Annotated in this window: 35 protein-coding genes and 1 pseudogene; 25 read left to right on the forward strand and 11 right to left on the reverse strand. The window is 58.0% G+C overall.

The annotated features are described in order from the left end of the window. Positions 1–43 precede the first annotated feature (43 nt). The 9 genes from AC07VR_RS23445 to AC07VR_RS23485 all read left to right on the forward strand — a co-directional run bounded on the left by AC07VR_RS23445 (position 44) and on the right by AC07VR_RS23485 (position 5,544). Positions 44–232 carry a hypothetical protein gene (locus AC07VR_RS23445; protein ID WP_495012718.1) on the forward strand — a complete coding sequence of 63 codons (189 nt, stop codon included), beginning with the start codon at positions 44–46 and terminating at the stop codon, positions 230–232. Beyond that, the gene (locus AC07VR_RS23450) at positions 233–625 is read left to right on the forward strand and encodes a hypothetical protein (RefSeq protein WP_495012719.1); all 393 of its coding nucleotides are present in this window, start codon (positions 233–235) and stop codon (positions 623–625) included. Position 626: 1 nt separating this feature from the next. Further along, positions 627–1,265 (forward strand): hypothetical protein, encoded by a 639-nt coding sequence (locus tag AC07VR_RS23455; RefSeq protein ID WP_495012720.1) that lies wholly within the window; start codon positions 627–629, stop codon positions 1,263–1,265. Between the two features lie 2 nt (positions 1,266–1,267). After that, positions 1,268–2,089 carry a hypothetical protein gene (locus AC07VR_RS23460; RefSeq protein ID WP_495012721.1) on the forward strand — a complete coding sequence of 274 codons (822 nt, stop codon included), beginning with the start codon at positions 1,268–1,270 and terminating at the stop codon, positions 2,087–2,089. 8 nt (positions 2,090–2,097) lie between these two features. Next, on the forward strand, positions 2,098–2,274 hold the full coding sequence (locus tag AC07VR_RS23465) for a hypothetical protein (protein WP_495012722.1): 177 nt from the start codon (positions 2,098–2,100) through the stop codon (positions 2,272–2,274). 62 nt (positions 2,275–2,336) lie between these two features. Then, the gene (locus AC07VR_RS23470; protein WP_495012723.1) at positions 2,337–3,893 is read left to right on the forward strand and encodes a phage tail protein; all 1,557 of its coding nucleotides are present in this window, start codon (positions 2,337–2,339) and stop codon (positions 3,891–3,893) included. 58 nt (positions 3,894–3,951) lie between these two features. Further along, positions 3,952–4,377 (forward strand): hypothetical protein, encoded by a 426-nt coding sequence (locus AC07VR_RS23475; protein ID WP_495012724.1) that lies wholly within the window; start codon positions 3,952–3,954, stop codon positions 4,375–4,377. A gap of 89 nt (positions 4,378–4,466) precedes the next feature. Continuing rightward, positions 4,467–4,874, forward strand: a complete 408-nt coding sequence (locus AC07VR_RS23480) for a hypothetical protein (protein ID WP_495012725.1) — start codon at positions 4,467–4,469, stop codon at positions 4,872–4,874. 184 nt (positions 4,875–5,058) lie between these two features. Further along, on the forward strand, positions 5,059–5,544 hold the full coding sequence (locus AC07VR_RS23485) for a phage virion morphogenesis protein (protein WP_495012726.1): 486 nt from the start codon (positions 5,059–5,061) through the stop codon (positions 5,542–5,544). Here AC07VR_RS23485 and AC07VR_RS23490 read toward each other — a convergent pair. Continuing rightward, positions 5,534–5,959, reverse strand: a complete 426-nt coding sequence (locus AC07VR_RS23490) for a hypothetical protein (RefSeq protein WP_495012727.1) — start codon at positions 5,957–5,959, stop codon at positions 5,534–5,536. The genes AC07VR_RS23485 and AC07VR_RS23490 overlap by 11 nt on opposite strands. Positions 5,960–5,963: 4 nt before the next feature. Then, a complete protein-coding gene (locus tag AC07VR_RS23495) occupies positions 5,964–6,374 on the reverse strand; it encodes a hypothetical protein (RefSeq protein ID WP_495012728.1) in 411 nt (136 codons plus the stop codon). A 28-nt stretch (positions 6,375–6,402) separates the two neighbouring features. Between AC07VR_RS23495 and AC07VR_RS23500 the strand changes: the two genes are divergently transcribed. The 13 genes and pseudogenes from AC07VR_RS23500 (at position 6,403) to AC07VR_RS23560 (ending at position 17,562) form a co-directional block, all read left to right on the forward strand. Next, the gene (locus AC07VR_RS23500) at positions 6,403–8,340 is read left to right on the forward strand and encodes a phage tail tape measure protein (protein WP_495012729.1); all 1,938 of its coding nucleotides are present in this window, start codon (positions 6,403–6,405) and stop codon (positions 8,338–8,340) included. 3 nt (positions 8,341–8,343) lie between these two features. Next, on the forward strand, positions 8,344–9,330 hold the full coding sequence (locus tag AC07VR_RS23505; protein ID WP_495012730.1) for a LysM peptidoglycan-binding domain-containing protein: 987 nt from the start codon (positions 8,344–8,346) through the stop codon (positions 9,328–9,330). Positions 9,331–9,404: 74 nt separating this feature from the next. Next, a complete protein-coding gene (locus AC07VR_RS23510; RefSeq protein WP_495012731.1) occupies positions 9,405–10,439 on the forward strand; it encodes a rhs element Vgr protein in 1,035 nt (344 codons plus the stop codon). Continuing rightward, positions 10,436–10,984 (forward strand): phage baseplate assembly protein V, encoded by a 549-nt coding sequence (locus AC07VR_RS23515; protein ID WP_495012732.1) that lies wholly within the window; start codon positions 10,436–10,438, stop codon positions 10,982–10,984. The genes AC07VR_RS23510 and AC07VR_RS23515 overlap by 4 nt, the downstream gene beginning before the upstream one ends. Then, positions 10,981–11,346, forward strand: coding sequence for a phage tail protein (locus AC07VR_RS23520; RefSeq protein ID WP_495012733.1), 366 nt, complete (start codon positions 10,981–10,983; stop codon positions 11,344–11,346). Before AC07VR_RS23515 ends, AC07VR_RS23520 begins: the two co-directional genes overlap by 4 nt. Position 11,347: 1 nt before the next feature. Further along, on the forward strand, positions 11,348–12,475 hold the full coding sequence (locus AC07VR_RS23525; RefSeq protein WP_495012734.1) for a baseplate J/gp47 family protein: 1,128 nt from the start codon (positions 11,348–11,350) through the stop codon (positions 12,473–12,475). Next, positions 12,476–13,873, forward strand: coding sequence for a UCP028438 family phage-derived protein (locus tag AC07VR_RS23530; RefSeq protein WP_495012735.1), 1,398 nt, complete (start codon positions 12,476–12,478; stop codon positions 13,871–13,873). A gap of 55 nt (positions 13,874–13,928) precedes the next feature. Then, on the forward strand, positions 13,929–15,986 hold the full coding sequence (locus AC07VR_RS23535; protein ID WP_495012736.1) for a hypothetical protein: 2,058 nt from the start codon (positions 13,929–13,931) through the stop codon (positions 15,984–15,986). A 12-nt stretch (positions 15,987–15,998) separates the two neighbouring features. Beyond that, positions 15,999–16,226 carry a hypothetical protein gene (locus AC07VR_RS23540; RefSeq protein ID WP_495012737.1) on the forward strand — a complete coding sequence of 76 codons (228 nt, stop codon included), beginning with the start codon at positions 15,999–16,001 and terminating at the stop codon, positions 16,224–16,226. 11 nt (positions 16,227–16,237) lie between these two features. Next, positions 16,238–16,327, forward strand: a pseudogene (locus AC07VR_RS23545) (glycoside hydrolase family 19 protein); the annotation flags it as partial. Positions 16,328–16,393: 66 nt separating this feature from the next. Next, on the forward strand, positions 16,394–16,837 hold the full coding sequence (locus tag AC07VR_RS23550; protein ID WP_495012738.1) for a structural protein P5: 444 nt from the start codon (positions 16,394–16,396) through the stop codon (positions 16,835–16,837). Then, a complete protein-coding gene (locus AC07VR_RS23555) occupies positions 16,834–17,340 on the forward strand; it encodes a DUF2514 family protein (protein ID WP_495012739.1) in 507 nt (168 codons plus the stop codon). Before AC07VR_RS23550 ends, AC07VR_RS23555 begins: the two co-directional genes overlap by 4 nt. Before the next feature lie 18 nt (positions 17,341–17,358). Continuing rightward, positions 17,359–17,562, forward strand: a complete 204-nt coding sequence (locus AC07VR_RS23560) for a hypothetical protein (RefSeq protein WP_495012740.1) — start codon at positions 17,359–17,361, stop codon at positions 17,560–17,562. Here AC07VR_RS23560 and AC07VR_RS23565 read toward each other — a convergent pair. After that, positions 17,556–18,236, reverse strand: a complete 681-nt coding sequence (locus AC07VR_RS23565; protein WP_495012741.1) for an SOS response-associated peptidase family protein — start codon at positions 18,234–18,236, stop codon at positions 17,556–17,558. The genes AC07VR_RS23560 and AC07VR_RS23565 overlap by 7 nt on opposite strands. Before the next feature lie 96 nt (positions 18,237–18,332). Between AC07VR_RS23565 and AC07VR_RS23570 the strand changes: the two genes are divergently transcribed. After that, a complete protein-coding gene (locus AC07VR_RS23570; protein WP_495012742.1) occupies positions 18,333–18,599 on the forward strand; it encodes a hypothetical protein in 267 nt (88 codons plus the stop codon). 621 nt (positions 18,600–19,220) lie between these two features. On the opposite strand, the gene AC07VR_RS23575 is transcribed toward AC07VR_RS23570, so the two are convergent. The 3 genes from AC07VR_RS23575 to AC07VR_RS23585 form a co-directional block, all read right to left on the reverse strand. Next, positions 19,221–19,739 carry a GNAT family N-acetyltransferase gene (locus AC07VR_RS23575; protein WP_495012743.1) on the reverse strand — a complete coding sequence of 173 codons (519 nt, stop codon included), beginning with the start codon at positions 19,737–19,739 and terminating at the stop codon, positions 19,221–19,223. Further along, on the reverse strand, positions 19,697–20,002 hold the full coding sequence (locus AC07VR_RS23580) for a type II toxin-antitoxin system TacA family antitoxin (RefSeq protein ID WP_494991257.1): 306 nt from the start codon (positions 20,000–20,002) through the stop codon (positions 19,697–19,699). Before AC07VR_RS23580 ends, AC07VR_RS23575 begins: the two co-directional genes overlap by 43 nt. A gap of 244 nt (positions 20,003–20,246) precedes the next feature. Continuing rightward, positions 20,247–20,651 (reverse strand): YoqU family phage-derived protein, encoded by a 405-nt coding sequence (locus AC07VR_RS23585; protein ID WP_495012744.1) that lies wholly within the window; start codon positions 20,649–20,651, stop codon positions 20,247–20,249. Between the two features lie 253 nt (positions 20,652–20,904). Between AC07VR_RS23585 and AC07VR_RS23590 the strand changes: the two genes are divergently transcribed. Next, entirely contained in the window at positions 20,905–21,132 is a 228-nt protein-coding gene (locus AC07VR_RS23590) for a hypothetical protein (protein WP_495012745.1), read from the forward strand. 110 nt (positions 21,133–21,242) lie between these two features. Here AC07VR_RS23590 and AC07VR_RS23595 read toward each other — a convergent pair whose 3' ends face one another. The 4 genes from AC07VR_RS23595 to AC07VR_RS23610 all read right to left on the reverse strand — a co-directional run bounded on the left by AC07VR_RS23595 (position 21,243) and on the right by AC07VR_RS23610 (position 23,153). Further along, positions 21,243–21,383: a hypothetical protein gene (locus AC07VR_RS23595; RefSeq protein WP_495012746.1), complete on the reverse strand. Its 141-nt coding sequence runs from the start codon at positions 21,381–21,383 to the stop codon at positions 21,243–21,245. Positions 21,384–21,693: 310 nt separating this feature from the next. Next, entirely contained in the window at positions 21,694–21,972 is a 279-nt protein-coding gene (locus AC07VR_RS23600; RefSeq protein WP_495012747.1) for a DUF2790 domain-containing protein, read from the reverse strand. Between the two features lie 297 nt (positions 21,973–22,269). Beyond that, positions 22,270–22,476 (reverse strand): hypothetical protein, encoded by a 207-nt coding sequence (locus AC07VR_RS23605; protein WP_495012748.1) that lies wholly within the window; start codon positions 22,474–22,476, stop codon positions 22,270–22,272. A gap of 494 nt (positions 22,477–22,970) precedes the next feature. Further along, a complete protein-coding gene (locus AC07VR_RS23610; protein ID WP_494991264.1) occupies positions 22,971–23,153 on the reverse strand; it encodes a hypothetical protein in 183 nt (60 codons plus the stop codon). A gap of 201 nt (positions 23,154–23,354) precedes the next feature. Between AC07VR_RS23610 and AC07VR_RS23615 the strand changes: the two genes are divergently transcribed. After that, positions 23,355–23,888: an NADPH-dependent FMN reductase gene (locus tag AC07VR_RS23615; protein ID WP_495012749.1), complete on the forward strand. Its 534-nt coding sequence runs from the start codon at positions 23,355–23,357 to the stop codon at positions 23,886–23,888. 190 nt (positions 23,889–24,078) lie between these two features. Here the strand turns inward: AC07VR_RS23615 and AC07VR_RS23620 are convergent, their stop codons facing one another. Further along, a complete protein-coding gene (locus tag AC07VR_RS23620) occupies positions 24,079–24,690 on the reverse strand; it encodes a TetR/AcrR family transcriptional regulator (RefSeq protein WP_495012750.1) in 612 nt (203 codons plus the stop codon). Positions 24,691–24,775 lie beyond the last annotated feature (85 nt).

Genomic DNA, 24,775 nt, shown 5'->3' on the forward strand with positions numbered 1-24,775 from the left:
CTGATGGCCGCCGGGCAACTGGCGGCTATTTATGGAGACGATCATGGCTAAAAAACAAGACGGCACCGATGACGGCGTTGCTGATGTTGCTGATGTTGCTGAGAACATTGCTTTCGTGGCGATGGAGCGCAACCCAGATCAATACGATGCCCCGCACACCGCACAGGTTCACCCTGACGAAGTGCAGAACTACTACTCCGGCGGCTGGACTCCGGTGAAAGAGGCCGAGTAAATGCTAACTGATCAGCAATTGGCCGACGTTCGGCGCTTCATTGGCTACCCGATGCTTGGTGACACCATTGCTGACAATAGCCGCGACCTGGCTTACGGCTGGGTCTCGCCCGGCACCTGGCAGACGCTTTATCACCGGCTTTCAACGCTTCGCCCTGAGGAAGAGGCTCGAATCATCACGTTTCTGACCACGCTTTCCGGGCTGGAAACGGCAGTGACGGACTCGACTCAAAACCTCGATACAGATCAGGCAGCCGTCTGGGTGCACAACAAGAACGAAGTGTCGGACCGGATGAAGCTTTACCGGCTCTGGCGCCGCGAGTTGTGCTCCTTCATCGGTATCGCTCCAGGTCCAAGCCTTGGAAAGGGCGGAAGCAGAATCGTTAGGGGCTGATATGGACGGCACAAAGCTCCAGGACAAAATTTACAAAGGCTATGGGCAGGCCGCCAAGCGAATCGGTTTCAACTACCAGCAATTCCGCGCTACGAGCGCCAATAACCCGCTGCTGACAACCGCATTGCAGACGCTGCCTGCGTCGTTCACCACGAATTTCACCTACAGCGCACCGAACAAGTACGGGCAAGCCACTTGGCTCGGCCTGTTTGATGCGCGCCTGTGCCGCCCTGGCGATTATCTGGTCGGTCATGGCGGTACGTTCTTCATCGCCGCGATGCAGGACACGCTGCCGATCTACTGCGTGCAGACGAACCGGGTTGTCTCGGTGCTGCGCGTCGGTCAGAGCGCGGGCGTGGGTCTTGGCGGCTGGTCGGCCGATACGCCAGCCAATGAGGCCGTCCTCATGCAAGGCTGGCCTGCCAGCGTCTTGCAGGGCACAAAGGGGGAAGCGAATCCTACCCAGCTGCCCGGCGATGTGCGCACGCCTTGGTGGGCCATCCTGATGCCGGCTTGGCCTGGCATCGTGCTGCGTACGAGCGACATCATTCGCGACGAGCTCGGCCGCAAATACGTGGTGTCGAGCGCCGAACTGACCGATATGGGCTGGCGATGTACGGCCATGCAAGTGCAGGTGTGATTATGGCGAGCCTGACCGATGTAATGAAGCAGCTCGCCTCTCAAGTTGCAGCGATTGTCTATCCGAACGGCACAGGACAACCAAGCGCGGCAGGTATTCCTGTTCGAGTTTATCCAGGCTGGCCGGTGCCGAATGTGCTGGAGACCGACCTTGCCGCAGGGAATGCGCATGTCAGCGTCTATCCAGCCGGCAAGGACCGAAAGACCACTCGGTATATCGGGCGGGGATGGGTTCCGCTAACAGTGCCGGGGCACACGGTTGTGATGACGGTCGTCGGCGCAGTAGTGACGCTGTCCGGCACGATCAGCCGGCAGAATCTACTGGTCAACCTGAACGGCACCAGTTACGTCTACGCCATGCAGGCAACGGACACGCTTACGACCGCAGCCACAGCGCTTGCTTCGATGATTCCAGGCGCATCTAGCGCTGGGCCAGTTATCACGCTTACAGGCGCGCATAGCGTCTTCACGCGAGTGGGTGGCCTCGGCACGGCCTACAAGGAGACGAAACGTCAGGAGCAGTCGGTGCAGATCATCATCTGGGCCGCGACGCCGGACGCGCGGGATGCAGTGGCGAGCCCGATCGACTCGGCGCTGTCCGATGGCAACAGCATCTCGTTCACGGATGGCTCCTTCGGGATCATTCGCTCTTCGGGATCGCTGATGACGGACCAACTCCAGAAGGCAGGTCTCTACCGCTTGGACCTGTTCTATCTGATCGACTACGCCACAACCCAGACTCAACAAGTCACCGAAGTCATCGCTCCGGTGCTGCACATCGTCAACGCCCAGTCCGGGCTTCCCATTGCAACACTGAACCCTTGAGGCCCGACATGGACTCCGATACTCCCGTTAAGCCGGTGCAGGCCAAGGCCTCGCCGTTCTCGCTGACTGTGAAATTTGCCTTCGCTGACTACCAGGTCGGCCAAAGTATCACCGATACCGACGAGGTCGCTGCCGTGCTGGCAAGCGAATGCGCCGGCAACGTCCTGAAAGTCGCCACCGCCTGACAAGCGAAACCCACACACAAGAAACCGCCCACTGAGGCGGTTTTTTCATTTAGGAGGAAGCCATGCCAATTTATCCGGCAGGCAGCTTGAACACGGCGGCGCTGACAGCTCCAGATTTGTACATCCAAATCGTTCCGCCGAAGACTCGATACATCAACGGGGTGCCGACCGACATCCTCGGCATTGTCGGTGTGGCTGACTGGGGGCCGGTGAACAGCTCGGTGCTGATCGGCTCGCCCGGCGATGCCTCGCAGCGGTTCGGCACGCAGACGGTGCGCAAGTACGACCTGTGCACCGCGATTGCGGTCTCCATCCAGTTGGGCGCCTCGAACATCCGCGCTGTGCGGGTAACAGACGGCACCGACACGGCTGCGACGTCGACTCTTAAGGACACTGCAGCCGCCACCGGTGCCACGCTGACCGCCTTCTACACCGGCACCCTCGGCAACTCGCTGAGCGCCACGCTATCCGCCGGCGCCGCCGCGTCGAGCTGGAAGCTGGTTGTTTCTCTGCCAGGCGTTGCACCGGAAGTCTTCGACAACATCACCGGCAGCGGCCTCGCGCTCTGGCAGAACATTGTCAGTGCCGTGAACAACGGTCAGTCAGGCATCCGCGGTCCGTCGCAGCTGGTGATTGCCACTGTCGGCACATCTGTTCTCGCACCGGTAGTGACCACGCAGACGGTCGCTTTTACAACCGGCACCTCCGGTAACACCACCATCACCGACGCGGTTCTGATCGGCGTTGATGGCGTGACCGGTGCGACTCGCAAGGGCATGTACGCCTTGCGCGGTAGTGGTCATCAAACTCTGAACCTGGTGGATTTAACTGACTCCACTCAGTGGCCAGCCATTCTCACCTTCGGCCTTTCCGAGGGTACGTATCCAGTCACGCAAGGTCCGGCCGGCGCCTCTTACGTCACCGTAGCCGCCAGCCTGACCGCTGCCGGCTGTGACAGCTACGCGCTGAAGGTCATGGTGGGAGATTGGGTTTACTGGTACGACCAGGTGAACAGCCAGCAACGAATGATCGCCCCGGCTACTTTCTCGGCCGCCAAGATCGCTGCGCTGTCGCCAAATCAGACGCCGCTAAACAAGCCGCTGACCAATGCGGTATCGACTCAACGCAACCTGTCGCAGCAGCCGTATAGCACGCCGGAAATTGGCGCCATCAACACCGCGCGCCTGGATGTCATCACCAACCCGTGCCCGGGCGGCAGCTACTTCGGTCACCGTTCCGGCCTGAACTGCTCCAGCAACTCGGCGGTGAACGGCGACAACTACACGCGGATGACGAACTTCATTTCGCTGACCATTGCCGCCTCCTTCGGCGGGACCATTGGCCGGCTTCAGACACCAGATGTCCGCCGTGAAACGAAGTCGACCATGGAAAGCTTCCTGGACACCTTGCGTATTCAGGGGCTGATTGGCGACGTCAACGGCGGTCCGGCGTTCTCCGTCCAGCTCGATGTATCCAACAACCCAGATGCTCGCGTGGCCTTGGGCTACATGCAGGCCGACGTGCAGGTCAAATACCTGTCCGTGATCCGCTACTTCCTCGTGAACTTAGAGGCAGGGCAAAGCGTTTCCATCGTCGCATCTGCCACTCCGCGCCAGTAAGCGCTGACACCCACTTCCAAGCCCGGCCTAGCGCCGGGTTATTCATTTGGAGAACGCCATGCAAGGTGGATACAACACGGGTAAGGATGTCGCCGTCGACATCAACGGTCCTTACGGCCCGATCCGCATCCCGAAAATCATTTCATTCGACTGCAAGCCAAAAACCACAAGCCAGGAAATCACGCCGCTCAACGGCTTGACCGATGAACTTCTGATCCCCAAAGGCTGGACCGGAACCATCGAAGCTGAGCGCGTTGACGGCACGCTGGATGATTGGTGGGCGCAGTTCGAAAGCGACTATTTCAACGGCATCAACCAGGTCCCAGCAACCATCACGGAGACGATTTCCAATCCAGACGGAACTATCAACGTGTATCGCCACGCCCACGTAATCCTGAAGTTTGAGGATGCAGGTAAGAAAGAGGGGGACAAGACGATTCGTCAGACCATTTCCTTCACTTCCCGCCGTCGCTACAAGGTTTAACCGTTTTGCATGGCAGCCCGGCAGGGCGCGGGTCTCGTCACCCCGCACGCCATGCTCCTTTGACGACTCGCTGACCAGAGGATTTACCTATGACCAAAGTTACCCTTACCGAACCTTCCGCGCCTGTTCACGTTGATCAGAAGCCGAAATTCACTTCGATTCAGGACGTTCGCGGACGCACCATTCAACTGCGAACCCTGGACCCGCTACAAAAATCGCGCATCGTCATGGCCGTCGGCGGTGAGAACGCCTCGAATAGCGTCTACATGGGCGCATTCGCATTGCCGGCCGCATCAGTGGTCTATATCGACGATGTCGGTTTCGGCCTTCCGCAATCCCTCAAGCAAGTTGACGCTGTGCTGGCTGAGCTCGGCGTCGAAGGCATGGAGGCCATCGAGAAACACATGATGGCTGAGTACGAAGCCGCCAAAGCCAAGGCTGATGCTGAAAACGCCACTCAGGCGCTCAGCGCCGAGCAGGCCGCCGCAAAAAACTGACAGAGGACCCCGATTTTCGCAACCGCTGCTGGCTGGTGAAGAACGGGGTTCCTTTTGATCGGGTGTTTGACTGCGGATTGCTGTCTGATTACGAGCGCATGGCCTTTTCGATCATGTTTTCCGAGTTCGAAGGTGCTGGGGTCTGGAACTGGTCCAGCATGCAATTCGACAAGAAGGACTGACCATGGAATTCAGTAGTCTCGGCAGCGTGGCGCTGCATTTTGCGCAGGCCGAAGTCTCATTGCTCAAGCATCTGCACGATGGACTGGAGAAGTGCGCCGTGCAGGTCGAGAAAACCGCCAAGGAAGAAATCGGGCATTACCAATCGGCGGTCGGACCGTTCGCAGAATGGGCCCCTCTGGCCGACTCAACGGAAGAGCGCAAAGCGAAGATGGGCTATCCCGCCGATTCGCCTCTTCTTGCCTCGGGCGAGATGCGCGACAGCATCACGCACACCACGCACATCCTGGAGGCGGTCATTGGCTCGAAAGATCCGAAGCTGTTCTACCACGAATTCGGCACGCCAAAGATTCCGGCACGCCCAGTGATGGGGCCGGCAGTATTCCGTAACAAGGAGTACATCCGTAGGGTGCTGGGTCTGGCGACCGTCTCCGGATTGGTCGGCGGATCAGCGATCCATGCTTCGCTGGGGTATGACTCTACTGTGTGACCTGCCGAAGGTTATCGATGATCATCGGTATCGAATTGGCTGGCAGAGACAGCGACTTGCCATTTTGCCCGGATCTAATGGAAAAGGGGATTCGACCTTCACTCACGAGTTTTTGATTGCCGAAGTCGATCGACATCGAGAGCTCAAATGAGCAATCAGCGGCGCCAGCGGACTGATCAATCTTTTCAAGATTGAAGTCTGTGGCCGCGATGTTGATCAGCCCCATATTGAGTGATCTTAGGATGCCGGAGCGAAGCTGTATGGCATCCACCATCTTTTGTGTCTGGCCACTCTGCGCAGCAATCTTCTGATGAAGCAGCTCCTTGGTTTCATCGCTCCAGCAGACATTTTTATCGACTTTCGAGCATCCACTCAATGCGGACAGTATTGCCATTGCGGCCAATGCTTTTCTCACGCGCTCACCCGAACAAGACTGAATAGATAACGAACAGGACAACGATCAACGCCCCTCCGGCAAAGATCATGACCACGCTACTGCATGTGAAAATAAACAGGCCGGTCAGCAGGTCGATGCCTGGGCCAGCCTTTTTTGGTTGCCTCGAAGGTCGCGCTACTGCTTCCTTCGGCTTAATCGCATGCATTGAGCCGACATCCTGGATTCGGCCATTCACCCACTGATACGTGCGCTGACTGTGTGCCATGTGATCCAACCCCAGAACAGGAACTGTCATTATGGCATTTGAGGCGTACTCCGTCGCCGTCAAGCTGTCGCTGATCAACCATGTCAGCGCCGGCATGGCCTTGATCAGCAAAAGCCTGCACAGCACCGGGCAGGATGTCGACAAGCTCAATGCGAAGCTGGCTTCCATTGGCAAGCAAGGCGCAATTGGTGCAGCAATGTTTGCGGGCGGCCTTGGGCTGGCTGCACTGTTCAAGGCCCCGCTCGACGAGGCGAAGAAATTCCAGAATGAAACCGAGCGTTTCCGCTCGCTCGGGCTCGGGGACAAGGTGACCGCTGACGCAGTGAAGTTTGCCAAGGGAATGGATACCTACGGTACTAGCATTCGCGAGAACCTCGGGCTGTTACGCGACGCTCAGACTGTTTTCGGCGACTTCCACGAAGCGAAGATGGTTACGCCACTGCTGGCCAAGATGAAGTTCGCCAACGCCGCACTGTATGGCGATGAAGGCGGCGGCATGAAAGACAAGGCCTTCATGGACATGCTGAAGGTTATCGAAATGCGGGGCGGCCTGGCCAGCGAAGAGGCTTTCACCAAGCAAGCGAACATGGTTCAGCAGGTGCAGACCGCAACGGGTGGCCGGGTTGGCGCCAACGAATTCTTGAACTTCATCAAGACTGGTGGCGTGGCAGCCAAAGGCATCAAGGATGAGAACTTTTACTACGGCATGGAGCCGCTGATTCAGGAAATGGGCGGCCAGCGCGTCGGTACAGGCCTGATGTCGGCCTATCAGAACCTGGTGCAGGGCCGAACTACCCAGCGCGCAGCAAACGAATTAATGCGCATCGGGATGCTCGATAAGAAAAAGGTTGACTATGACAAGGTCGGCAACATCAAACAGGTCAGGCCTGGCGCCGTAAAAGGCATGGACCAGATGATTTCTGATCCTTATAAGTGGATGCAGGACGTGATGCTGCCGGCCTTCGCCAGCAAAGGCATTACCGAAAGGCAGGCAGTTCTCAATGAAATCGGCGCAATCTTCACCAACCGAACCGCTTCGCAGCTCTATTCGACGATGTACCTACAGCAGGCCAACATCGCCAAAAACTACAAGCTGAACAGCGGCGCGGCCGGCATCGATGAGCTGGAAAAGAACGCGAAGAGCACCCTGTCCGGCAAGGAAATCGAGCTGGCCAAGAAATGGAATGATCTGCTGCTGGCACTGGGCGAGGTGATACTTCCGCTGGCGATCAAGGCGGTTGATGGGCTCAGCAGTGCAATCAAGAACATGACCGTATGGGCTAATGACAACCCGGAGAAAGTAAAAGCGCTGACTTATGCCCTGATGGGGCTGTCGGCCTTCCTGATCACGGGCGGCCTGATCAACATGGTGATTGCTGCAGGCCGGGGATTCCGGCTTCTAGCCAAGGCGATGATTTTCACCACGGACGTCGCTCTAACTCCACTGATACCGGCGATTGCACGCTTCAGCACTGCTCTGCTTGTGCTCGGTATTGATTTGGCGAAGACCACGGCAGCATTTATCTTGTCTTCCGGGTTTGTGCGCGGTTTTCTGATGGCATTTCTAACCCCCGTCCAACTAATTGGGAAGGCGCTGTACTTCATGATCTCACCGCTATCGCTGCTGCTAACGCCGGTCGGGCTTGTGGTAGTTGGCCTGGCGGTAGCGGCGCTCCTGCTCTGGAACAACTGGGACGAAATCAGCAAAGCCCTGAAGTTGATGTGGGGCGACCTGAAGACCGGCTTCGTCAAGCTGTTCAATGGCGATATCGGCGGCGCGTTCAAGTCGTTCGCGCTGATCTTCCTGACCGGCTGGCAGACGATCTTCAATACGCTGATTGCCGGGGCCAACGCGATCCTGCCTGCAAGCATGCAAATCTCGAAAACGCACTTTGCCGACGATTATCGTGGCACCGATGGTGGCGGGCGTCTTGTAGTGCCGATCCCCAACAAATCGTCGGGCGGTAGTGATCAACAGATCAACCTCTACGTCGACGGCAAGAAAATGACCGACGTCGTCATTCAGAGGCTGACCCGCGAGGCCGCCAAGCCGCAGACCGGAACCCAAGGCTTTGACCCTTCACGCAGCATGCTGATGCCTGGCACTCCGAGCGCCACCTACCCAAGGGGATAACCCATGAGCTTCACGAGTTTCCTGGACAACTTTGCTCCGGGTGGGGATCCCTTTGCCACGCGGGTCATCCTGGGGGATTTCGAGTTCCAAGGATTGGAGGTTCCCGAGTCCGCCACGCCGGGCGCCGGTAAACAGCAGCTGATCGTGCATAAGCTGGTCGGAGGTAAACGCATAATCGACGTCATGGGCGTCGATTATGAGCCGATCAGTTGGTCTGGCTGGATTCTGGGCGCGACGGCGGGGGAACGGGTCACCGAACTGGAGACCCTACGGGATGCCGGCGATCCGCTGGTGTTCAGTCTGGACGGCTACCACTTCAGGGTCATCCTTTCGAACTTCACGCCGCGCTTCGAGCACGTCTACCGGCGCTATTACAGTCTGGAGCTGACGGTCATCGAGCGGCTGGACGCCCCCATCACCACCAACGCGCTGTCGGGCTCGCTGGATGCGCTGATCAACAGCGACGTCGGGCAATCGCTGGGCCTGGCCAAGATCATTAACTCCGACACCGTGACCAGCACCATCAACACGGTGAAGGACGCCGTGTCGCAGGTGCAGGGCTTTGCCAATGCCACGATCGATACCGTGCAGACCGTCATCCGGCCCTTGGTAGCGGCTCAGCAGGTGGTGCAATCGGTGATCTCGCAGGTCGGTGCGTCGGTAAACGACATCACCACGCTGGGTGGCCTGATCCCCGGCAATCCGGTCTCCAAGGCGGCCAACAACCTCCTGCGCCAAGGCACTGCGCTGACCCAGCTGGCGCCGCTGTACCAGATGCAGAGCGTGCTGGAGCGGATGCAAAAGAACGTCCTGGCCGGGCCGCTGGCCAATGGCACGGCGAGCATCACGACTGGCAACACCACGCTTCAGCAGGTTTCGGCGGACGCCTACGGCGATCAGTCGCGCTGGACCGAGATTGCCGCGGCCAACAGCATCGTTGATCCGCAGCTGAACAACATCCAGACCATCAAAATACCCATAGGTGCCTAGTGGATCTGAATACAGAGGCGACAGCCCAAGACGTCCGACAAATAGTCGGACGTTTGCTTTTGAATGGGGTGGAAGTGCCGTTTTACGCGTGCGACGTCGACAGCAACGCCTTCTATTCGGCTGATACGTTCTCGGTCGTGTTCGTGATATCGGACCTGCAGCCGCCCTACAACACAGTCAAATGGTGGGCCGATCAAACAGCGATTGAAGTGTCGATTTCAATCGGTTTGATCGGTCAAGGCATCACCGATTGGCGCACGCTGATCGTGGGTGGTGTGGACAGGCTGAAGGTCCGTCTGGCGAGGCGAGAAGTGAGCGTCGAAGGCCGGGATTACACCAGCCGGTTCATCGACACCAAGACCAATGAGAAATTCGCCAACCAGACCACCAGTGATGTGGCGACGCTGCTGGCCAAGCGCCGCGGCCTGACGCCAGTTGTCACGGCGACCAAGACGAAGGTTGGCGACATCACTAAATGGGATCACGCGCACGTCACCGATGAGCGTACGGAGTGGGACCTGCTGGCGTACTTGGCCGGCCTTGATGGGTTTCAGGTGTACGTCACCGGCAACGAACTGCACTACGAGCCAGCGCTCGACCCCGCAACCACCGATCAATACCTGATTCGTTGGGTAGAGCCTGGGTTATTGGCCTACCCGCAATCCAACACCTCGGACGACCTTGAATTTGAGCGTGACCTAACCATCGCCAAGGGCGTGACGGTTCAGGTCATCTCCTACAAGGACGGCAAGACCTACACCGCGACCTTCCCGACCAACTCGGCCAAGGGCATCGCACCCGGGCAGTCCACGTCGAAGCGTCAGGTTTACGAGATCAAGCGTAACGGCCTCGACCTGAACCAGGCACAGCAACTGGCCCAGCAGATCCATAAGCAGATCACCGACCACGAAATGCGTCTGTCGTGCTCGATGCCCGGCGACAACTCGCTGATGCCGAACACCATTGTTCGGCAGGAAGGCACCGGTTCTGGCTTCGACCAGCTGTATTACGTGGATGCGGTACGACGCTCCTACAGCTTCGAGTCGGGCTACACCATGAGCCTGACGGCAAAGAACCATAACCCTAATTCACTACAGGTGGCGCCATGATCGCAGGTCTCGCAAATGCCCTGCGCCAGCACCAGCATTCAAATGCCACCGGGCCGCGTATCGGCACCATTTCCAGCTACGACCCAACCAATGGCGTCGTCAAGGTGCTGATCCAGCCAGAAGGCCGCGAAAGCAACTGGATGAAGCTCGACTGTCCAGGTGTCGGCAATGGTTGGGGGGTTCAGATTGGTCCGCAGATCGGCGATGAGGTAACGGTCAGCTTTGATTCGTCAGACCCTAACCTCGGCAAGGTGACGGCGCGGCACACGAATAGCAGCAACCTGCCGCTTCCGGTGCCTTCTGGCGAGACCTGGATCGTTCACCAATCCGGCTCACTACTCAAGTTCCACAACGACGGCACCGTCGAGATCAAGGCGGCAGCCGGAATGGCCTACACGGCGACAGTGCACCAATTCCACGGGCCAATAACCACTGACAACACCATCACGGCGGCCGGCGATGTCGTGGCTGGCACAGTCAGTCTGGAAAACCACCTGCATAACGGCGGGACCCTCAGCGGCAAGACCTCGGCGCCTATCCCATGAAAGACCTGAACCACTACGTCGGCGGCGATCTTTCGTCATCGCCGACCGGCAGCCTGTCGCCTGTCGAAGGCATCGAGCGCGGCAAACAACGGGTGTTACGCCGCCTGATCACCAACCCCGGTGACTACCTGTTCCACCCGGAATACGGCGCCGGCCTTGGCCGTTACGTAGGCGCACTGATGAACATCCCGGAAATCATCGCACTGATTCGCGGGCAGATCCTGCTCGAGGACTGCGTTTCGAAGAAGCCCGCACCCGTCATTGCGGTCTCGTCAGCGAACGACACCCTGTCAGTCAATATCGGCTATACCGACTCAGCCTCTGGCGAGCCGGTGACGCTCTCGTTTGAGGTAAATCGCTGATATGGCATCGCTCAATATCAAGGACTTCACCACGCTTGTTCGGGACCAGGTGACTGCCATTCAGGGCAGGGCGGCCGGGCTTGTCGACTTCACGATCGGTTCGCTGCTGAGGGCCATCGCCGAAAGCAATGCCAGCGTGCTGCAGTGGCTTCAGCAGCTGATCGTCACGCTGCTGATCACTACTCGCGCTTCGACTAGCTCCGACGCGGATCTCGATAGCTGGATGGCCGACTTCGGCTTCTATCGCCTGTCGGCCAGCTTCGCCACCGGCAGCGTCACCTATTCGCGCTTCACGCCAACCAATTCCGCACTGATCCCGATTGGTGCCCTGGTCGGCTCGACCGATGGATCTCAGCAGTTCGCGGTGACGATCGACACCACTAACGCGATGTACAACGCCACGCTGGGTGGCTACCTGATCCCGGCCGGTACTGCGTCGGCAACGGTTCCAGTCATCGCCAGCACCGCCGGGGCCGCCGGTAACGCGTTGATCGGCACGGTCACAGTAATCGTTGGCAGTATCAGTGGCATCGACACGGTCACGAACACTGCGGTATTTGCCAATGGCGTAAACCCCGAGAGCGATCCGAGTTTCCGCGCACGCTTCGTGCTGTGGGTGCAGTCGCTGTCCAAAGGCACCAAGGCGGCCATCGGTTACGCGCTGTCCTCAATGCAGGCCGGCGTGACCTACACGCTGACCGAGAACCAGGACTACAGCGGTGGCCTGAACTACGGCTATTTCTATGCGGTGGTCGATGACGGCAGCGGGGCGCCTTCCAGCACCTTTCTGACCTCCGCAGCCAACGCCGTCGAAGCGGTGCGGCCATTCACTAGCCGCTACGGCATCTTTGGCCCGGTTCTGGTCACCGCAAACGCAGGCATGACCATCGCCACGGATTCCACTGTCGTGCACAGCGTTGTGGTCGCGCAAGTGGTCGCCGCGCTTCAGGCCTATATCTCAGGTTTGAAGCTCGGACAGATCCTTCCATACACCCAACTCGCGGCGATCGCCTACGCGGTCAGCCCGGCCATCACCAATGTTTCCGGCGTTTTACTCAATGGCAGCACCGCGGATCTCGCCGCAACCAATAAGCAGGTCATCCGGCCCGGCACAATCACGGTGGCATAAATGTCGACAGGCGATAATACGGACATGTTTGGCAGGCTTAAAAACCTGCTGCCCGTCGGCTGGTTCGGCGATAACAACCCCATACTTGAGGCACTGCTCTGGGGTTATGCCAATGCGCTGGCGTGGGGATACACCCTCTATCTCTATGCAAAGAATCAGACCCGGATCAAAACCGCCTCGGATGGCTGGCTCGACCTGATCGGGCTGGACTTCTTCGGCACTAACCTGGTCCGCTACTCGAACCAGCTGGATTCGAGTTACCGCAATCGAATCCTGATCAACCTGTTCAGGGAGCGCACCACGCGCCCGGCAATGGCCAGGGTGTTGTACGACCTGACTGGGCGCTGGCCGATCATCGTTGAGCCAGGCCGGCCAGCTGACGTCGGGAGCTACGGCGCTGCGGTAGCCGTTCAGCGTGCCAGCACCGCGACTTACTTCGACCTCAACGGCTTGCTCGCCACTGCGCCACCGAATGTGGCGCGCTATGACGCTGGTCCGGTGACTGGCGTGTCCGGGCTTCTAATCGAAGAGAGCAGGACTAACTTTTTCCTGCAGTCTGAAAACCTCACCGCATCAAATTGGTCGAAGAGTGGCTACACCGTCACGGCCGGAGAAGCCTCGATCAAGGGTGGAACTCAGGCGTTCAGGCTGACTCCGACCGCCAACGGAACGTCCCCGCAACTCTTTCAGGCTCCAGCCGCCGGTGGAGTTGTTCAAACGGTGAGCTTTATCGTCTCCAGCGCAGGAGCGGCCGCAGCATACATCCAGCTGCAAGGCGCTACGAGTAACAATTCTGCATGTCGCGCACTCCTAAATCTAGCGACGGGGGCAGTGACAGCAGTCACCTATTTTGGCTCTGGATTCAGCGGAGGAGTGGCTTCCTCAGCCAGTCTTGGCGCGGGCAGATGGCTATTCACCCTGAGTGCGATGACCTTGGCAGGGGAGAATATTCGCGGACTGCTGGGGCCGTCGACTTCGGCCTCGTCGGCAACCAGCGTCAATACGACAGACATGCTAATCGCCGAATGCCCTCAGTTCGAAAACGGTGCGTTCCGGACCAGCTACATCCCCACCACTGCCGCTTCCGTTGCTCGAGCAGCAGATACACAGATCAACAACATGCCTGCCGGCTCGATCGCCATCGGCGGCTACGGAGTGGCGGGTACCTACGGGTCATTGCTCCACCCGTATCAGGCCTTTATTACCGCATTCCGCCCTAACGGTCAGGGCCTGCCTTTCGTGGCGGGCTACGGCATCTCGACCGGCGCCTACTCGACGCCAAGTCGGTCCACTTATGGCCAGCTGTCCGTTGGCGACGTCACCGATGCCGATATCTTCGCGGCCATCGACGCAACCAAGCCAATAGGCAGCGTCGCCTGGACCCGAATTTCGAGCTGATCGCCAACCCTACTTTTTAGCCGCCTTCATTGGCGGCTTTTTTTTGGAGCACACAATGGATCGAGTCACGATTTATCCGGGAGCCATTCCTCTCGAAACGGATCTGCTCAGCACCAACAAGAACACCATGATCGCCATCAGCAAGTTGTCGGCGGCGGTGCTCGGCACGTCCACGATTGCGAATGGCTTTGCCGTGACACCGACCGGGCCAGCCTCGTTGCAGGTGGTAGCGGCTCCCGGCGAGATCTACAGCCTGGTAAACATCGATAGCACGGCTTATAGCAGCCTGCTGGCCGACACCGCGCACCAGATCACCAAGCAGGGCATCTTGCTTGATCCCACAACACTGAACTGCCCGGCGCCTAGCACCTCTGGCCAGTCGATCAACTACCTGGTGCAGGTAACCTATCAGGATCTCGATTCGAATCCGGTGGTTCTGCCTTACTACAACGCCAGCAACCCATCGCAGGCCTACAGCGGTCCAGCAAACACTGGCGTAGCACAGAATACCTCCCGCAAAGGCGTGGCGGTTGTCCAAGTAAAGGCTGGCGCCTCGGCGACTACTGGCAGCCAAGTAACGCCTGCTCCTGATGCTGGCTATATCGGCCTGTACGTGGTGACCGTGGCGTACGGCCAGACCACGATCACCTCTACCAGCATCAGTCAGTACGCCAGTGCGCCGTTGCTGCCGTCTGGCATCCTGCAGTCCGTCCAGAACGGGAATGCATCGTTCGCCATCGATACCGGCACTGCGAATACCTACGTCTGCAACTTTACGCCGGCGCTGACCAGTCGTAGCGAAGGGCAGTCCCTTCGCTTCAAGGTCAAGACCGCGAACAACGGCGCGTGCACCATCAACGACGGCTTGGGCGCAGTACCGCTTGTAGGTGGCGCCCATGCGGCGCTGCAGGGCGGCGAACTGATTGCCAACGGTGATGCCTGGATTGAATGGAATAGCTCGATCGGCTCAGGTTCATACATCCTGCTGTTCTGCACGGGTGGGGCCGAGCAGGTAGCGCCGGCGACCAAAACTCAGCATGCAGTGCAGCAGTCTCAACTTGGAAATTTCAACGGGATTACTTTCACCGGGACGAGCACGGTACTGACCGCTGCGTTCACCGGCAAAACTCTCGTCGTCAACACCTCCGGGACTACCCAGACCTTGCCGGCTGCCGCGAGCCTACAGCTCGGCTCCACCATCACTATTGGGGCGTATGGTGCCTGCACGATCAAAGGAAACGCCGCCGAGCTTATAAGCAACCCATTCGGCGTATCGGCCAATACACTGATAATAAATGCTGGCGAGGAGATTCAATTAACGACCGACGGGACTGGCTGGTACACGTCAGCGTATTCCCAAGCTGTAGTCGGGACCCCAGTGGGCTCGATGCGCAACGCCAAGATTTCGGTAGTAGCTGCGAGTGCTACGGCGACATTTACTGCTGACGAGGTGGCAGTTAAGACCGCGCTCGGTGGCCAGGCATGGCTCCTGAGTAACTTCAGCAAGACGATCAACCTGGCAACGACTGGCGTGGGCGCCATGGATACCGGCACTGCGCCGGTCAGTGGCTACGTTGCGATCTATGCGATCTACAACCCGACCACGGGCGTTTCGGCCTTGTTGGCTAAAGACGCCACGTCGGCAGTCGCGGCAGAGGTCTATGCCGGTGGCAGCATGCCGGCCGGCTACACCGCTTCGGCACTGGTCAGTGTCTGGAGAACGACGGCGGCCAGCTTGCTGGATGCTGGTTATCAAGCCGACCGCTATATCTCCATCGTCACGAAGCAAGTGTTGAGCACAACTACACCGCAGGCGTCATATACCGCGCTCTCCATCGCCTCGGCTGTCCCGCCTAACGCTAAGTCCTGTCGTGGCTGGTCGGTAATAACGAACAGCGCCGCAGGGGCAAATATCTATGGGGCGATTGCCTCCAGTACGACGGGGATTGGCTCGCTAGCCGCGAACGCAAACCCGGTAGGGAACGTCAACGGCGGGATCCAGGCGCCGTTCCCGGACATTTTGCTGATCACGTCTCAGACACTCTTCTATACGGCAACAACATCAAGCGGAACAATGACTTATGTCATCGATGTTGCTGGATACTCAATCTAAATGGTGGCTTGCATGACAATTAATGTTCAGTTCGCTGACTCGAAGGAGATGGCGATCACCTCGGTGTTCGCCTGTGCGCAAGACCCAGATTGCTGGCCGAATCAAGGCGAGGTCGAAGACGATGATCCTCGTTATCTGGCGTATATCACTCCGCCTGCTCCTGAAGTGCTCAGCGATCCTCTGGAAAAGCTGAAAGCATTCCTTCTGGCCAATCCCGACGTGACGGCCATCATCAAGTAGCGAAGAAAGCGATGCCTATCACCTCGCAGCAACTGCTGCAGATCCTCCCGAACGCCGGCCCAGTTGCCGGCGTTTTTGTGTCTGCGCTGGATGCAGCAATTTAGCCACTCCGCCCCGACACCCATTACCCGCCTTGAGCGGGTTTATTTTTGCCTGGAGAAAAGTAAATGCCAATTGCTCGCGGACTTCGAAACAACAATCCCGGAAACATCGATTACAACCCACGCAACGCCTGGCAAGGTCAGCTGCCTCCAGATCCAGCGATCGAACCACGCTTTGCTCGCTTCGACTGCCCAGAAAATGGGGTTCGGGCGCTAGGCAAGCTGCTGCTCAACTATCGCGGCAAAGACGGAATGCCAGGCGTCGGTGGGCAAGGTATCGACACTGTGCGCGAGACGGTCAATCGCTGGGCGCCGTCCGTAGAGAATGATACCGAAGCCTACGTAAATGCCGTGGCTGCTGCTGCCGGCGTAGCTCCGAACGCGCCTATCGATATCCGCACCCCGAGCATCTTGCTGGGCGTCGTAACCGCGATCATCAAGCATGAGAACGGTAGTGTGCCTTATCCGTCGTCAGTGATTGCTGAAGGCATACGGCGGGCACTGGCATGACATCAATCTACGCAAAGGTTGGCGGCTTCCTGCTGGCAGTCCTGCTGATATTCGGCGCGCTTTATGGCGCCTATTACCATGGAGAGACGGTCAAGGACAACGAGTGGCAGGCGAAGTGGGATAAGCGGGATGCCGACGATGCCAAGGCCAGGGATGACGCCGAGAAGGCCGCGCGCGCAACCGAGCTTGCCAATCAACAACACATGAATAAGGTGCAGAGTGATGCCACTCAAAAACTGGAACAGGCCCGCACTGATGCTGCTGGTGCCAATACTGCTGCTGACGGGCTGCGCAAGCGAGTGCAGCAGCTACTCGCCGCCGGTAGCGCCCGCAGCAGTCCCGGAATTGGTACCAGCTGCACGCCAGGAGCCAACCCCGGCAATCTGCTCGCCGTCGTGCTCGACAAATCTGTCCAGCGAAATCGGGAATTGGCAGCAATCGCTGATACTGCCAGAGTAAGGGGGCAGGCGTGCGAGGCTGCCTATACTGCCTTGGCCAAATGATGAGCAGCGGAGGGGCGAGTGGAAGATTTGAGCGAGAAGATGAGGGCGGGTGAGCCGTTAATGCAGGAGGCGCTGCAAGCACTGTGTCGGTACAACGAAGCGCAAGGCAAGCAGCCGGTCGAGGAGGTCGAGCGTCTTCGCCTCGAAGCGGAAGCGCTCATGACGGCGATGACGGAGTATGTATCTCGGTCGCTGGGTGGTCCGGCGCGGACGCTTCATTGAACTGGCTGGATCAGGCTTTGTCCCTGGTTCCGCACATTGCCCGCCGCCACATCAACCTTGAACCATTCGAAGGTCTCGGAAGGCTCTCCCTGCAGTAACACCATCTGCTCGGCCCGCTCTTTGGGCGTTGCCGGGTCGAGCCATTCCCGGGCCAGCTCGGGATTGAGGACGACCGGGCGGCGATCATGGATATCGACCATCCCACCGGCGCTGTCTGCAGTGATGATCACAAAGCCGTCATGCTCATGAGGTCCTTCATCGGGATCGGGGAATTGGCCAATCGAAGCACAGAGGATCGGTGCGTGATCCCGTCGCCGGATCAGATATGGCTGCTTCTTCGGCTCGCCTTCATCGACCCACTCGAACCAGTTATCGATCGGTGTAATGGCGCGATGTGGCCAGATCGCCCGGAAGAAAGGGCCGTGCGCGACCTTTTCGGCCCTGGCGTTGATCGGTGGTGGCTTGTCGGTGGCCCAGTGCGGGCGCCAACCCCAGCGGATCAGGTCGGCGTGCAAGACGTCGGCCTCCAGATGAAGAAGGGCAATCTTGGTGGTCGGCGCTGCGTTGTAGCGGCCAAGCGGCTGATCGCCCGCGTTGTTGGCCAGGGCATTGGGCATGCTCAGCGCGGCCACGAAGTCGTGAATGCCTCGGTATTGTGAAAGCCTTCCGCACATCGGCAAGTCTCCCGTTGAGAAGGGAAAGCATAGCAGCACGACAGATCTTCGCTCTAGAATACTGTATCTATAAACAGTATTTCTGGTAAGGCGGAAATGAGCTTCAGCTATCAAGGCCCCGCGCTGCTTGAGTTTTTTCACGACACAGAGTGCGTTACTTTTGGCGCAAGGATTTTGCTGAGTCAGAACATGCCTGATCTGTTCAGCCTGACCGTTCCTTATGGGACGACTGGCTATGTAGGCGCGATGGCGGTCCGGGTGAGTCTGCCGGATGGCTGGGTGAAGTGGGGGGTTATCACCTGGACGGGGGAGTCCTCTCTGGTTTTCGATGTGGGACGGCCGGGGATGGATGAATCAATATAGGTTGAGGTGTTCGGTCGGCAGGACGCCGGGGAGGTGACAGGGTGATGCAGTCGCGATGCGTGGTGCGTACCCTGCAATTCAACGCTAAAATCACCCCAAGCGCCGACGCTGAAGCACCCCAGCAGCAACGAAATAGTACAGCAGGCAGTACATCGAATTTGGCGTTATTCGGTTTCGACCAGTAAATGCTAGGGTTTTAGGCTTCAATTAGATTCCGGCTTCGGGCACCATCTAAAATCAAGGGTTTGCGAGCGAAAGCTAAGCAAACCCTTGTTCGTTTCTGGTCCGCAATTTTAGAGTTGGTCCGCAATTCACTTGGTTGGCGAGACTTTTTTTACCCTTTCGGTTGCGGATGTATTGTTCGGTCATTACGACGGTCGTATGCCCAAGTTGATCCCTCTCCATGTGCCTGCGGGCGTGATGTGTGTGACTACCTCACACTGACGCATCAACACACAAACGGCGCCCAACTGAATGCAGTCATGTACATGCACCGCTGACCGCAGTTCACTAGCGAGCGAAAAGCAGTACCCGATTACGGGAGCCGCAAAATCGCAGGAGGGAAGAGCGGGACTTAACCGGCCGCAGCTAGATGCGGCCAGTTTGCTGTCCGACGGTCAATCAGGTGAAGGGAAGCATCATCGTGATTGGAGACAGTTGTGGGCAGCGGATGAACCCTGCTTTCTCGTAAAACGTCACCAGCCTGTCAGTCAGCGGGTGGACTACGAGAGCGGTCGACGCGACGTCACTGGACGCGGCAATCGAACGAATAATGGCGTCTTTGAGTAGATCCAGCGACAGTCCGGTACCTTGGACCGTCTTGCACACCCCCATGCGCCCCAGGACAGTTACCGGATGCTGGTCGGGTGAGTTGCGTTGCGCCCGCTTGGGCACCACGTCTGCCCGCATAACCATGCTGTTCGACAGTGTGTAATAGCCGACGACGGTATTGGTGCCCTTAATGCAGGTGACAAAAACTGTGGCGTGTTTGGCGTCCCGGGCTTTGAGAGCCCTTTTTATCAGATACTCGTTGATCGATTCCTCACCACAATCGAAGGCGCTCAGATCGTGGATTGCAGTCAGTTTCTCCGGAGCGCTTAGCTCCAGCGAGGCGGTCTTTCGAGCAGTTGGCGTAGACATTCGTTACTCCTTGCGGGGTTCGACTGTAAGGCTTGCTCGAATGCGTCAAAGTCATCGTTAGCAAGGATGAACAGGCGTTGATCCAGGATGACGTCCTCTGCTTTTTTACACGCAGCATCCAGGATAAAGCTGGTCCGATCGCTTCCTGAAATGGCTACGGCCACATCGATCAAGTCTCGTTTTCTAAAATCGACCCGCATGTTGATCGGAACGGCCTTGGTCTTTTCTGTTGCAGGTTTCGCAGGCAAATGAGTACTGGTCATGGTCTTGGTCCTGTTCTTTCTTCACTTTCTGGGGGGGGGGACCTCCTTGGATTCATCTCTTCGTGGGTAAGCAGGTTTGGCTGTTCATTGATTGATCCCTCAGGTGCGCGACAGTGCCGCTTAAAAGGTGCCACTGGAAGTGTGGCGCGGGCTGCATAACAACCCGTGGGCAAATCATAGTAGGCCTGTGTAGCAGTTGTCTACACGTAACGCAGATAGCTACACAGAATCGGTCGAGCGGTCGTCAGCCGATTTCGGTTCGAGAAATGACATCAGGTAGCTGCAACGGACTGGAGGCTAGTGGGAAATTGTTTAGGCGGTCATAACGCAATCGACCGCCCCGCACCGTTTCATGCGTGAAGATGCGCTTGCCACTGTAGTCGTCGATGAGCCAGACCTTGCCGAGCTGATCGACGTACATGCTGGCGTAGCGATTGCTGGCCTGGCTGTAGAAGAAGCGGCGGCCGTGGTCGGCAATGATCCGGATCGCCTGGTTGAGGTGTTCGGCGCGCTGCTGCTTCAGAGTGAGTTTTTTTTGTGGGCATGAGGATGTGTCTCGGTGGTCATAGGAAAAGTTGGCTAAGCTCATGGCGGTCAAATTCTCAGGGGTTACAGCCATGACGAGAAAGCTCATCTGCCAGAAATGCAAACAAGATACGTCCGTAGAGCTTTGCTTTGACGAGGATATCGACGGCCAGGTCTTCAATTGCGAGCACTGTGGCGGGAGGCATGTTGAGGTTGAGACCAGCAAGCTGCCGGGATCCCCTGTCTTGAGCAGGTTCCGATTAGATGAAGATGAGTAATCGTGCCATCGACCAGGCATCAGGCTCTCAGGCTGGCGTGATGTGAGTTTGTGGGCTATTGGTTGATGGCCCTGCATGAGGCCGGATCAAGGAGGTGGTATGTCAGAGTTATTGCCGATGTTCACCACTGATTATCGCGACCATCAGTTCGTGATTGATTTCTATCGACGCCAAAACGGAATCACAACGAAGCTACAAGTGTTACAGGGCCAGACTGCTCTTGCGCCGGTGACTTATGACAATCTCTGGTCAAATTACGAAGATGCCAAGGTGTTCACAATCAAGGAGGCCAGGCGTCTGATTGATGACCTGATCAAAAACGCATGAACTGACAGCATTCAGCGCAATAGTTGAGGGTGGGGTCAGGCTTCGCAGAACGCTGTGAAATTCAGTTCACCGTCGATATCCAGTGTATCCATCACACCGGGCCCTTCCTGCTACGCCACGATGCGAACCTTCAACCGGCGAAACTCGCCGATCTTGTAGTCGAAGCCCTGGCAATCTTGCTCAACCATCTGCAGGTGAGCATCGGCCAGCGCTTGCGCCAAGCCATCCTTGATCTCAACGATCTTTTTCATAGTGAATCTTCAGTAGGCGCCGCCCTCCGTGACCGGATGCGACAAGTAAGGGGAGGGGGGGGTCTTTGATGGGCTTGAGCGCTTCTTGGCGCGCGGTACCTTCGAGCTGACGCGACAGTTTTTGGCTAATCGTGATTCTGCGTCGTGATACGGCAAAGAGTGGGGCGCAAGCCTCAGGCCCTGTCCGGGCATTGGCTGGACCAACTCGGCCTGTGCGCGGCGGTGGACGAGTTCCTGCGACAGGAGCGAGTCGGGGGTACTTGCCTGCACCGAGGAGGCGCGTGGCCTGTACCCCTATCGACAGGGCTAATCAGGTAATGCTGGTGTTGCTCGCTGCACTCCCGCCCCATTCGAGGAAGCGGATCTTGTGCACCTCGCCCTCGCTGTCCTCGTAGACCAGGGTCACCGGTACTACGCCTGTCTTCTGGGACGTGTCGGTGCGTTGCAGCACCTTCTGCACATCGATTTCCATCCCGTAGTGGTAGTCCACGGCGGAGATGCTCGCACCGGGGTCTTGCTGGCTGCTCTGGGCGAATACACTTGGTGCGAGACTGGAAATCACCGCACTGACAACTGAGGCCATTTGCATAAGGCTGTTCCTCTGCTGGGGTTCGCTTACATGGACTTCATGTGACCGTCGATGAGGATGAAGTTCACTCCACCCCGACGAACGCCCCCTGTCCGGCTTTGCCAGAGCCGCGTGTAAAGGCTGGCTATTCCCCGTGCTAGACGCTCTCGACCATTCGTCCTTTAAACCCTGCTTCTGTCTCGGCGGCACGTACTGGCATCGGATGAAAACCTGGCTCTGCCGCACGCTGAACTGTGAGCACTGCAGGGCATGCGACAAGCCGGCGACTAACCCAATCGATACTGAGATCAAGCGCAGTCAGAGCAAGTAACCAGTTGCTTGTCCGAGGTGGTTGTCCGGCACTCCGGCGATGAGGTGCAGTGGAATGTGCTGTTGCGCATCAATGGATGGGATTTCGAAGCTACCCACTATTTGAAGGTTTCGCTCACTCAGTCCGGTCGACTCTTCTTCCTTTGCCTTAGCCATTCTCGCGTGGTTCGCTGCGATTTCATTGAGGGTTGACACGTTACATCTCCGGTGACTGACCAAGCGTATCGCTGGGGTCCTTAAAGGTTAATTTTGATTGCCGCCGCGTCAGAATTACGTCATTCCGGGGCCGCTACGGGCGTACTTAGCAATCCTTAAGCCAGGCATGGTCGCGTATACCGCGCCACGTTTTCATAAGCGACGAATGGTGGTGCGGAGTCATTCATGGGCAACGTACTGCGCATCCGCCACGTACTGCCGGTGAGCATGGATATCGTCGAAACGCTGGCCAGATGCTGTCAGCACGCTGCGCAAGATTGCTGACGACCTTGAGTCGGGTGAGCTTGAGCCGTGTTAGGTCGGCGTGCTGGCGTTGCGTTCAGAGAGGGGGCGTATCGAGGTGTACGGCGTTGGCCCGAAGACCGAGGACATGCAATCGCTTGCCCTGTTCCGATTGGGCGAGCAGAAGCTGATTGATGTGATGCTGTCGGTAGACCAATAGGTGTGCCGCAGGTGAGTGCGGTACGGGTAGATCAGGGGGCTGTGTACTCGAGATACAGTTTTTCGAGCGCCTCCTGGTACTTGTCTCCCGTTAAAGACTTTTTCAGAGCTGCCACGAGTTCGAGTGCTGAGGCCGCAGCCATGACCTCGTTTTCTCCCCGGCTTGCAGCGCGCTGTCTTGCTGCCGCAATTATCGCATCTTCAGTCGTGCGCATGGTTCTGTCCTCGAAAGATGAAGCATCACTGATGCCGACAATCCACCACTAACTTTAGCCCCGAGAAATGCCATGACAGCCAGGCAACCCGACTGGAGGCAATCGAACGCGCCTACCGATCGGCAATGCTGTCACGCTTAAGATGGCTTTGGCTCGTGTATGCGACAATTCACCAGCCCACTAAGTCATGGAACGTTATACATGGTGCAATTGCTTGCGGTCTCTGGAAGCCTCCGTGCAGCCTCTTCAAACTCCGCGCTACTGCGTGCTGCTGAGATGCTTAGCCCTGAAGGGATGTCGATCAAGCACTACCTGGAGGTGGGTCAATTACCTCACTTCGATCCGGATCTGGCGGACGATCCTCCGCAGATCGTCGCAGAGCTGCGCGGGATTATTGCCAGGGCAGATGGCATTCTCATTTCGTGCCCTGAGTACGCTCGCGGAATACCGGGGTCGTTCAAAAATGCACTGGATTGGCTCGTAGCCAGCCAGGACTTTCCCGGTAAGCCGGTAGCACTTTTCAACGCATCACCTCGAGCGAGTCACGCCCAGGCGGCGCTTAGGTTGGTACTGGAAACAATGTCCGCGATTATTGTCGAGCCTGCCTCGATAACAGTAAATCTGCTGGCGAAAGGAATGGATGAGTCGGACATCGCTGCGAGCTCGGAGATCAGTCAGCAAATCGTCTCGGCCTTGGGCGCGTTCAAAAATCAAATTGAGGGCGGTCTTTCTTAGGGACACTCTGAAAAAGACTTCCTGATTTTGGCAAAATGTCCGGACTTCCCCCTCCGAGCTTCCAGAGAGTTCCGATAGCGCTACCTCTCGCCCACCGTTCGAGTCAGAGGTTCGCCGAGCACAATCGATCACCACCCTTACGCCATCCGGTCTTGTCTGCTGGCCGCCAAGAGCCGGCCCAGACAGCCCACTACCCGCACAAAAAACCCACCAACGCTCGCATCACCCGTCCTTCCAAACTCACCGCATCCGTCTCCCCCCGCTCCCCCGCCGCATCGATCATGCCGTGGGCCATCGCCAGCAGGTCTTGCGCGGTCTCCAGTACATCGGCGCAGACCCACGGGGCTGACGGAAGGGCCAGCGCCGCTATCAGTTCGGTATGAATGACGTTGGCCACGCGCTCATGGCGCTCTTGCAGCGGTAAGCGGCGCTCTTCGAAGTCGATGATTCTGGCCAGTTCCGGGCGCCGTAGCTGGTGGGCGACGGAGGCCTGGACCAGTGCGCGGATGCGTGCGAGGGCGTCGTCGTGTTGATGGACGTGCTGGACGTCATCGAGCAACTGAGTGGTTTCGCGTTCGATCAAGGCGACGGTCAGGGCGTCGCGGTTGGGGAAGTACTGGTACAGCGAGCCGATGCTTACGCCGGCGCGCTGCGCCACGGCGTTGGTGGAGCAGGCGGCGAGGCCGTCGGTTTCGAGAATGCGAGCAGCGGCTTCGAGAATGGTCTCAACGGTGTTGGCCGAACGGCGCTGGGTCGGGAGTTTTCGGGGGTTTAAGGGCGGTATTTCGCGGTGTTTGGTCATGATCGGGATGCGAGTTTTAAATATGAGTTATGACTCGTATTCTGGATTGGCTTTCCTCACTCTTCAACTACCAGGAATCATTATC

The organism is Pseudomonas sp. GW821-FHT02H09 (assembly GCF_059421425.1).

What these genes read in the sequence shown, in the direction of transcription:
- AC07VR_RS23505 (WP_495012730.1), top strand. Translation starts at nt 8,344, where the DNA reads ATGAGCTTCACGAGTTTCCTGGACAACTTTGCTCCGGGTGGGGATCCC.
- AC07VR_RS23530 (WP_495012735.1), top strand. Translation starts at nt 12,476, where the DNA reads ATGTCGACAGGCGATAATACGGACATGTTTGGCAGGCTTAAAAACCTG.
- AC07VR_RS23595 (WP_495012746.1), bottom strand. Translation starts at nt 21,383, where the DNA reads ATGAAAAAGATCGTTGAGATCAAGGATGGCTTGGCGCAAGCGCTGGCC.
- AC07VR_RS23495 (WP_495012728.1), bottom strand. Translation starts at nt 6,374, where the DNA reads ATGGAAGCCAGCTTCGCATTGAGCTTGTCGACATCCTGCCCGGTGCTG.
- AC07VR_RS23590 (WP_495012745.1), top strand. Translation starts at nt 20,905, where the DNA reads ATGTCAGAGTTATTGCCGATGTTCACCACTGATTATCGCGACCATCAG.
- AC07VR_RS23480 (WP_495012725.1), top strand. Translation starts at nt 4,467, where the DNA reads ATGACCAAAGTTACCCTTACCGAACCTTCCGCGCCTGTTCACGTTGAT.
- AC07VR_RS23485 (WP_495012726.1), top strand. Translation starts at nt 5,059, where the DNA reads ATGGAATTCAGTAGTCTCGGCAGCGTGGCGCTGCATTTTGCGCAGGCC.
- AC07VR_RS23565 (WP_495012741.1), bottom strand. Translation starts at nt 18,236, where the DNA reads ATGTGCGGAAGGCTTTCACAATACCGAGGCATTCACGACTTCGTGGCC.
- AC07VR_RS23520 (WP_495012733.1), top strand. Translation starts at nt 10,981, where the DNA reads ATGAAAGACCTGAACCACTACGTCGGCGGCGATCTTTCGTCATCGCCG.
- AC07VR_RS23525 (WP_495012734.1), top strand. Translation starts at nt 11,348, where the DNA reads ATGGCATCGCTCAATATCAAGGACTTCACCACGCTTGTTCGGGACCAG.
- AC07VR_RS23535 (WP_495012736.1), top strand. Translation starts at nt 13,929, where the DNA reads ATGGATCGAGTCACGATTTATCCGGGAGCCATTCCTCTCGAAACGGAT.
- AC07VR_RS23540 (WP_495012737.1), top strand. Translation starts at nt 15,999, where the DNA reads ATGACAATTAATGTTCAGTTCGCTGACTCGAAGGAGATGGCGATCACC.
- AC07VR_RS23575 (WP_495012743.1), bottom strand. Translation starts at nt 19,739, where the DNA reads ATGTCTACGCCAACTGCTCGAAAGACCGCCTCGCTGGAGCTAAGCGCT.
- AC07VR_RS23550 (WP_495012738.1), top strand. Translation starts at nt 16,394, where the DNA reads ATGCCAATTGCTCGCGGACTTCGAAACAACAATCCCGGAAACATCGAT.
- AC07VR_RS23445 (WP_495012718.1), top strand. Translation starts at nt 44, where the DNA reads ATGGCTAAAAAACAAGACGGCACCGATGACGGCGTTGCTGATGTTGCT.
- AC07VR_RS23610 (WP_494991264.1), bottom strand. Translation starts at nt 23,153, where the DNA reads ATGCGCACGACTGAAGATGCGATAATTGCGGCAGCAAGACAGCGCGCT.
- AC07VR_RS23515 (WP_495012732.1), top strand. Translation starts at nt 10,436, where the DNA reads ATGATCGCAGGTCTCGCAAATGCCCTGCGCCAGCACCAGCATTCAAAT.
- AC07VR_RS23570 (WP_495012742.1), top strand. Translation starts at nt 18,333, where the DNA reads ATGAGCTTCAGCTATCAAGGCCCCGCGCTGCTTGAGTTTTTTCACGAC.
- AC07VR_RS23470 (WP_495012723.1), top strand. Translation starts at nt 2,337, where the DNA reads ATGCCAATTTATCCGGCAGGCAGCTTGAACACGGCGGCGCTGACAGCT.
- AC07VR_RS23555 (WP_495012739.1), top strand. Translation starts at nt 16,834, where the DNA reads ATGACATCAATCTACGCAAAGGTTGGCGGCTTCCTGCTGGCAGTCCTG.
- AC07VR_RS23600 (WP_495012747.1), bottom strand. Translation starts at nt 21,972, where the DNA reads ATGCAAATGGCCTCAGTTGTCAGTGCGGTGATTTCCAGTCTCGCACCA.
- AC07VR_RS23615 (WP_495012749.1), top strand. Translation starts at nt 23,355, where the DNA reads ATGGTGCAATTGCTTGCGGTCTCTGGAAGCCTCCGTGCAGCCTCTTCA.
- AC07VR_RS23450 (WP_495012719.1), top strand. Translation starts at nt 233, where the DNA reads ATGCTAACTGATCAGCAATTGGCCGACGTTCGGCGCTTCATTGGCTAC.
- AC07VR_RS23475 (WP_495012724.1), top strand. Translation starts at nt 3,952, where the DNA reads ATGCAAGGTGGATACAACACGGGTAAGGATGTCGCCGTCGACATCAAC.
- AC07VR_RS23580 (WP_494991257.1), bottom strand. Translation starts at nt 20,002, where the DNA reads ATGACCAGTACTCATTTGCCTGCGAAACCTGCAACAGAAAAGACCAAG.
- AC07VR_RS23455 (WP_495012720.1), top strand. Translation starts at nt 627, where the DNA reads ATGGACGGCACAAAGCTCCAGGACAAAATTTACAAAGGCTATGGGCAG.
- AC07VR_RS23500 (WP_495012729.1), top strand. Translation starts at nt 6,403, where the DNA reads ATGTTTGCGGGCGGCCTTGGGCTGGCTGCACTGTTCAAGGCCCCGCTC.
- AC07VR_RS23620 (WP_495012750.1), bottom strand. Translation starts at nt 24,690, where the DNA reads ATGACCAAACACCGCGAAATACCGCCCTTAAACCCCCGAAAACTCCCG.
- AC07VR_RS23465 (WP_495012722.1), top strand. Translation starts at nt 2,098, where the DNA reads ATGGACTCCGATACTCCCGTTAAGCCGGTGCAGGCCAAGGCCTCGCCG.
- AC07VR_RS23460 (WP_495012721.1), top strand. Translation starts at nt 1,268, where the DNA reads ATGGCGAGCCTGACCGATGTAATGAAGCAGCTCGCCTCTCAAGTTGCA.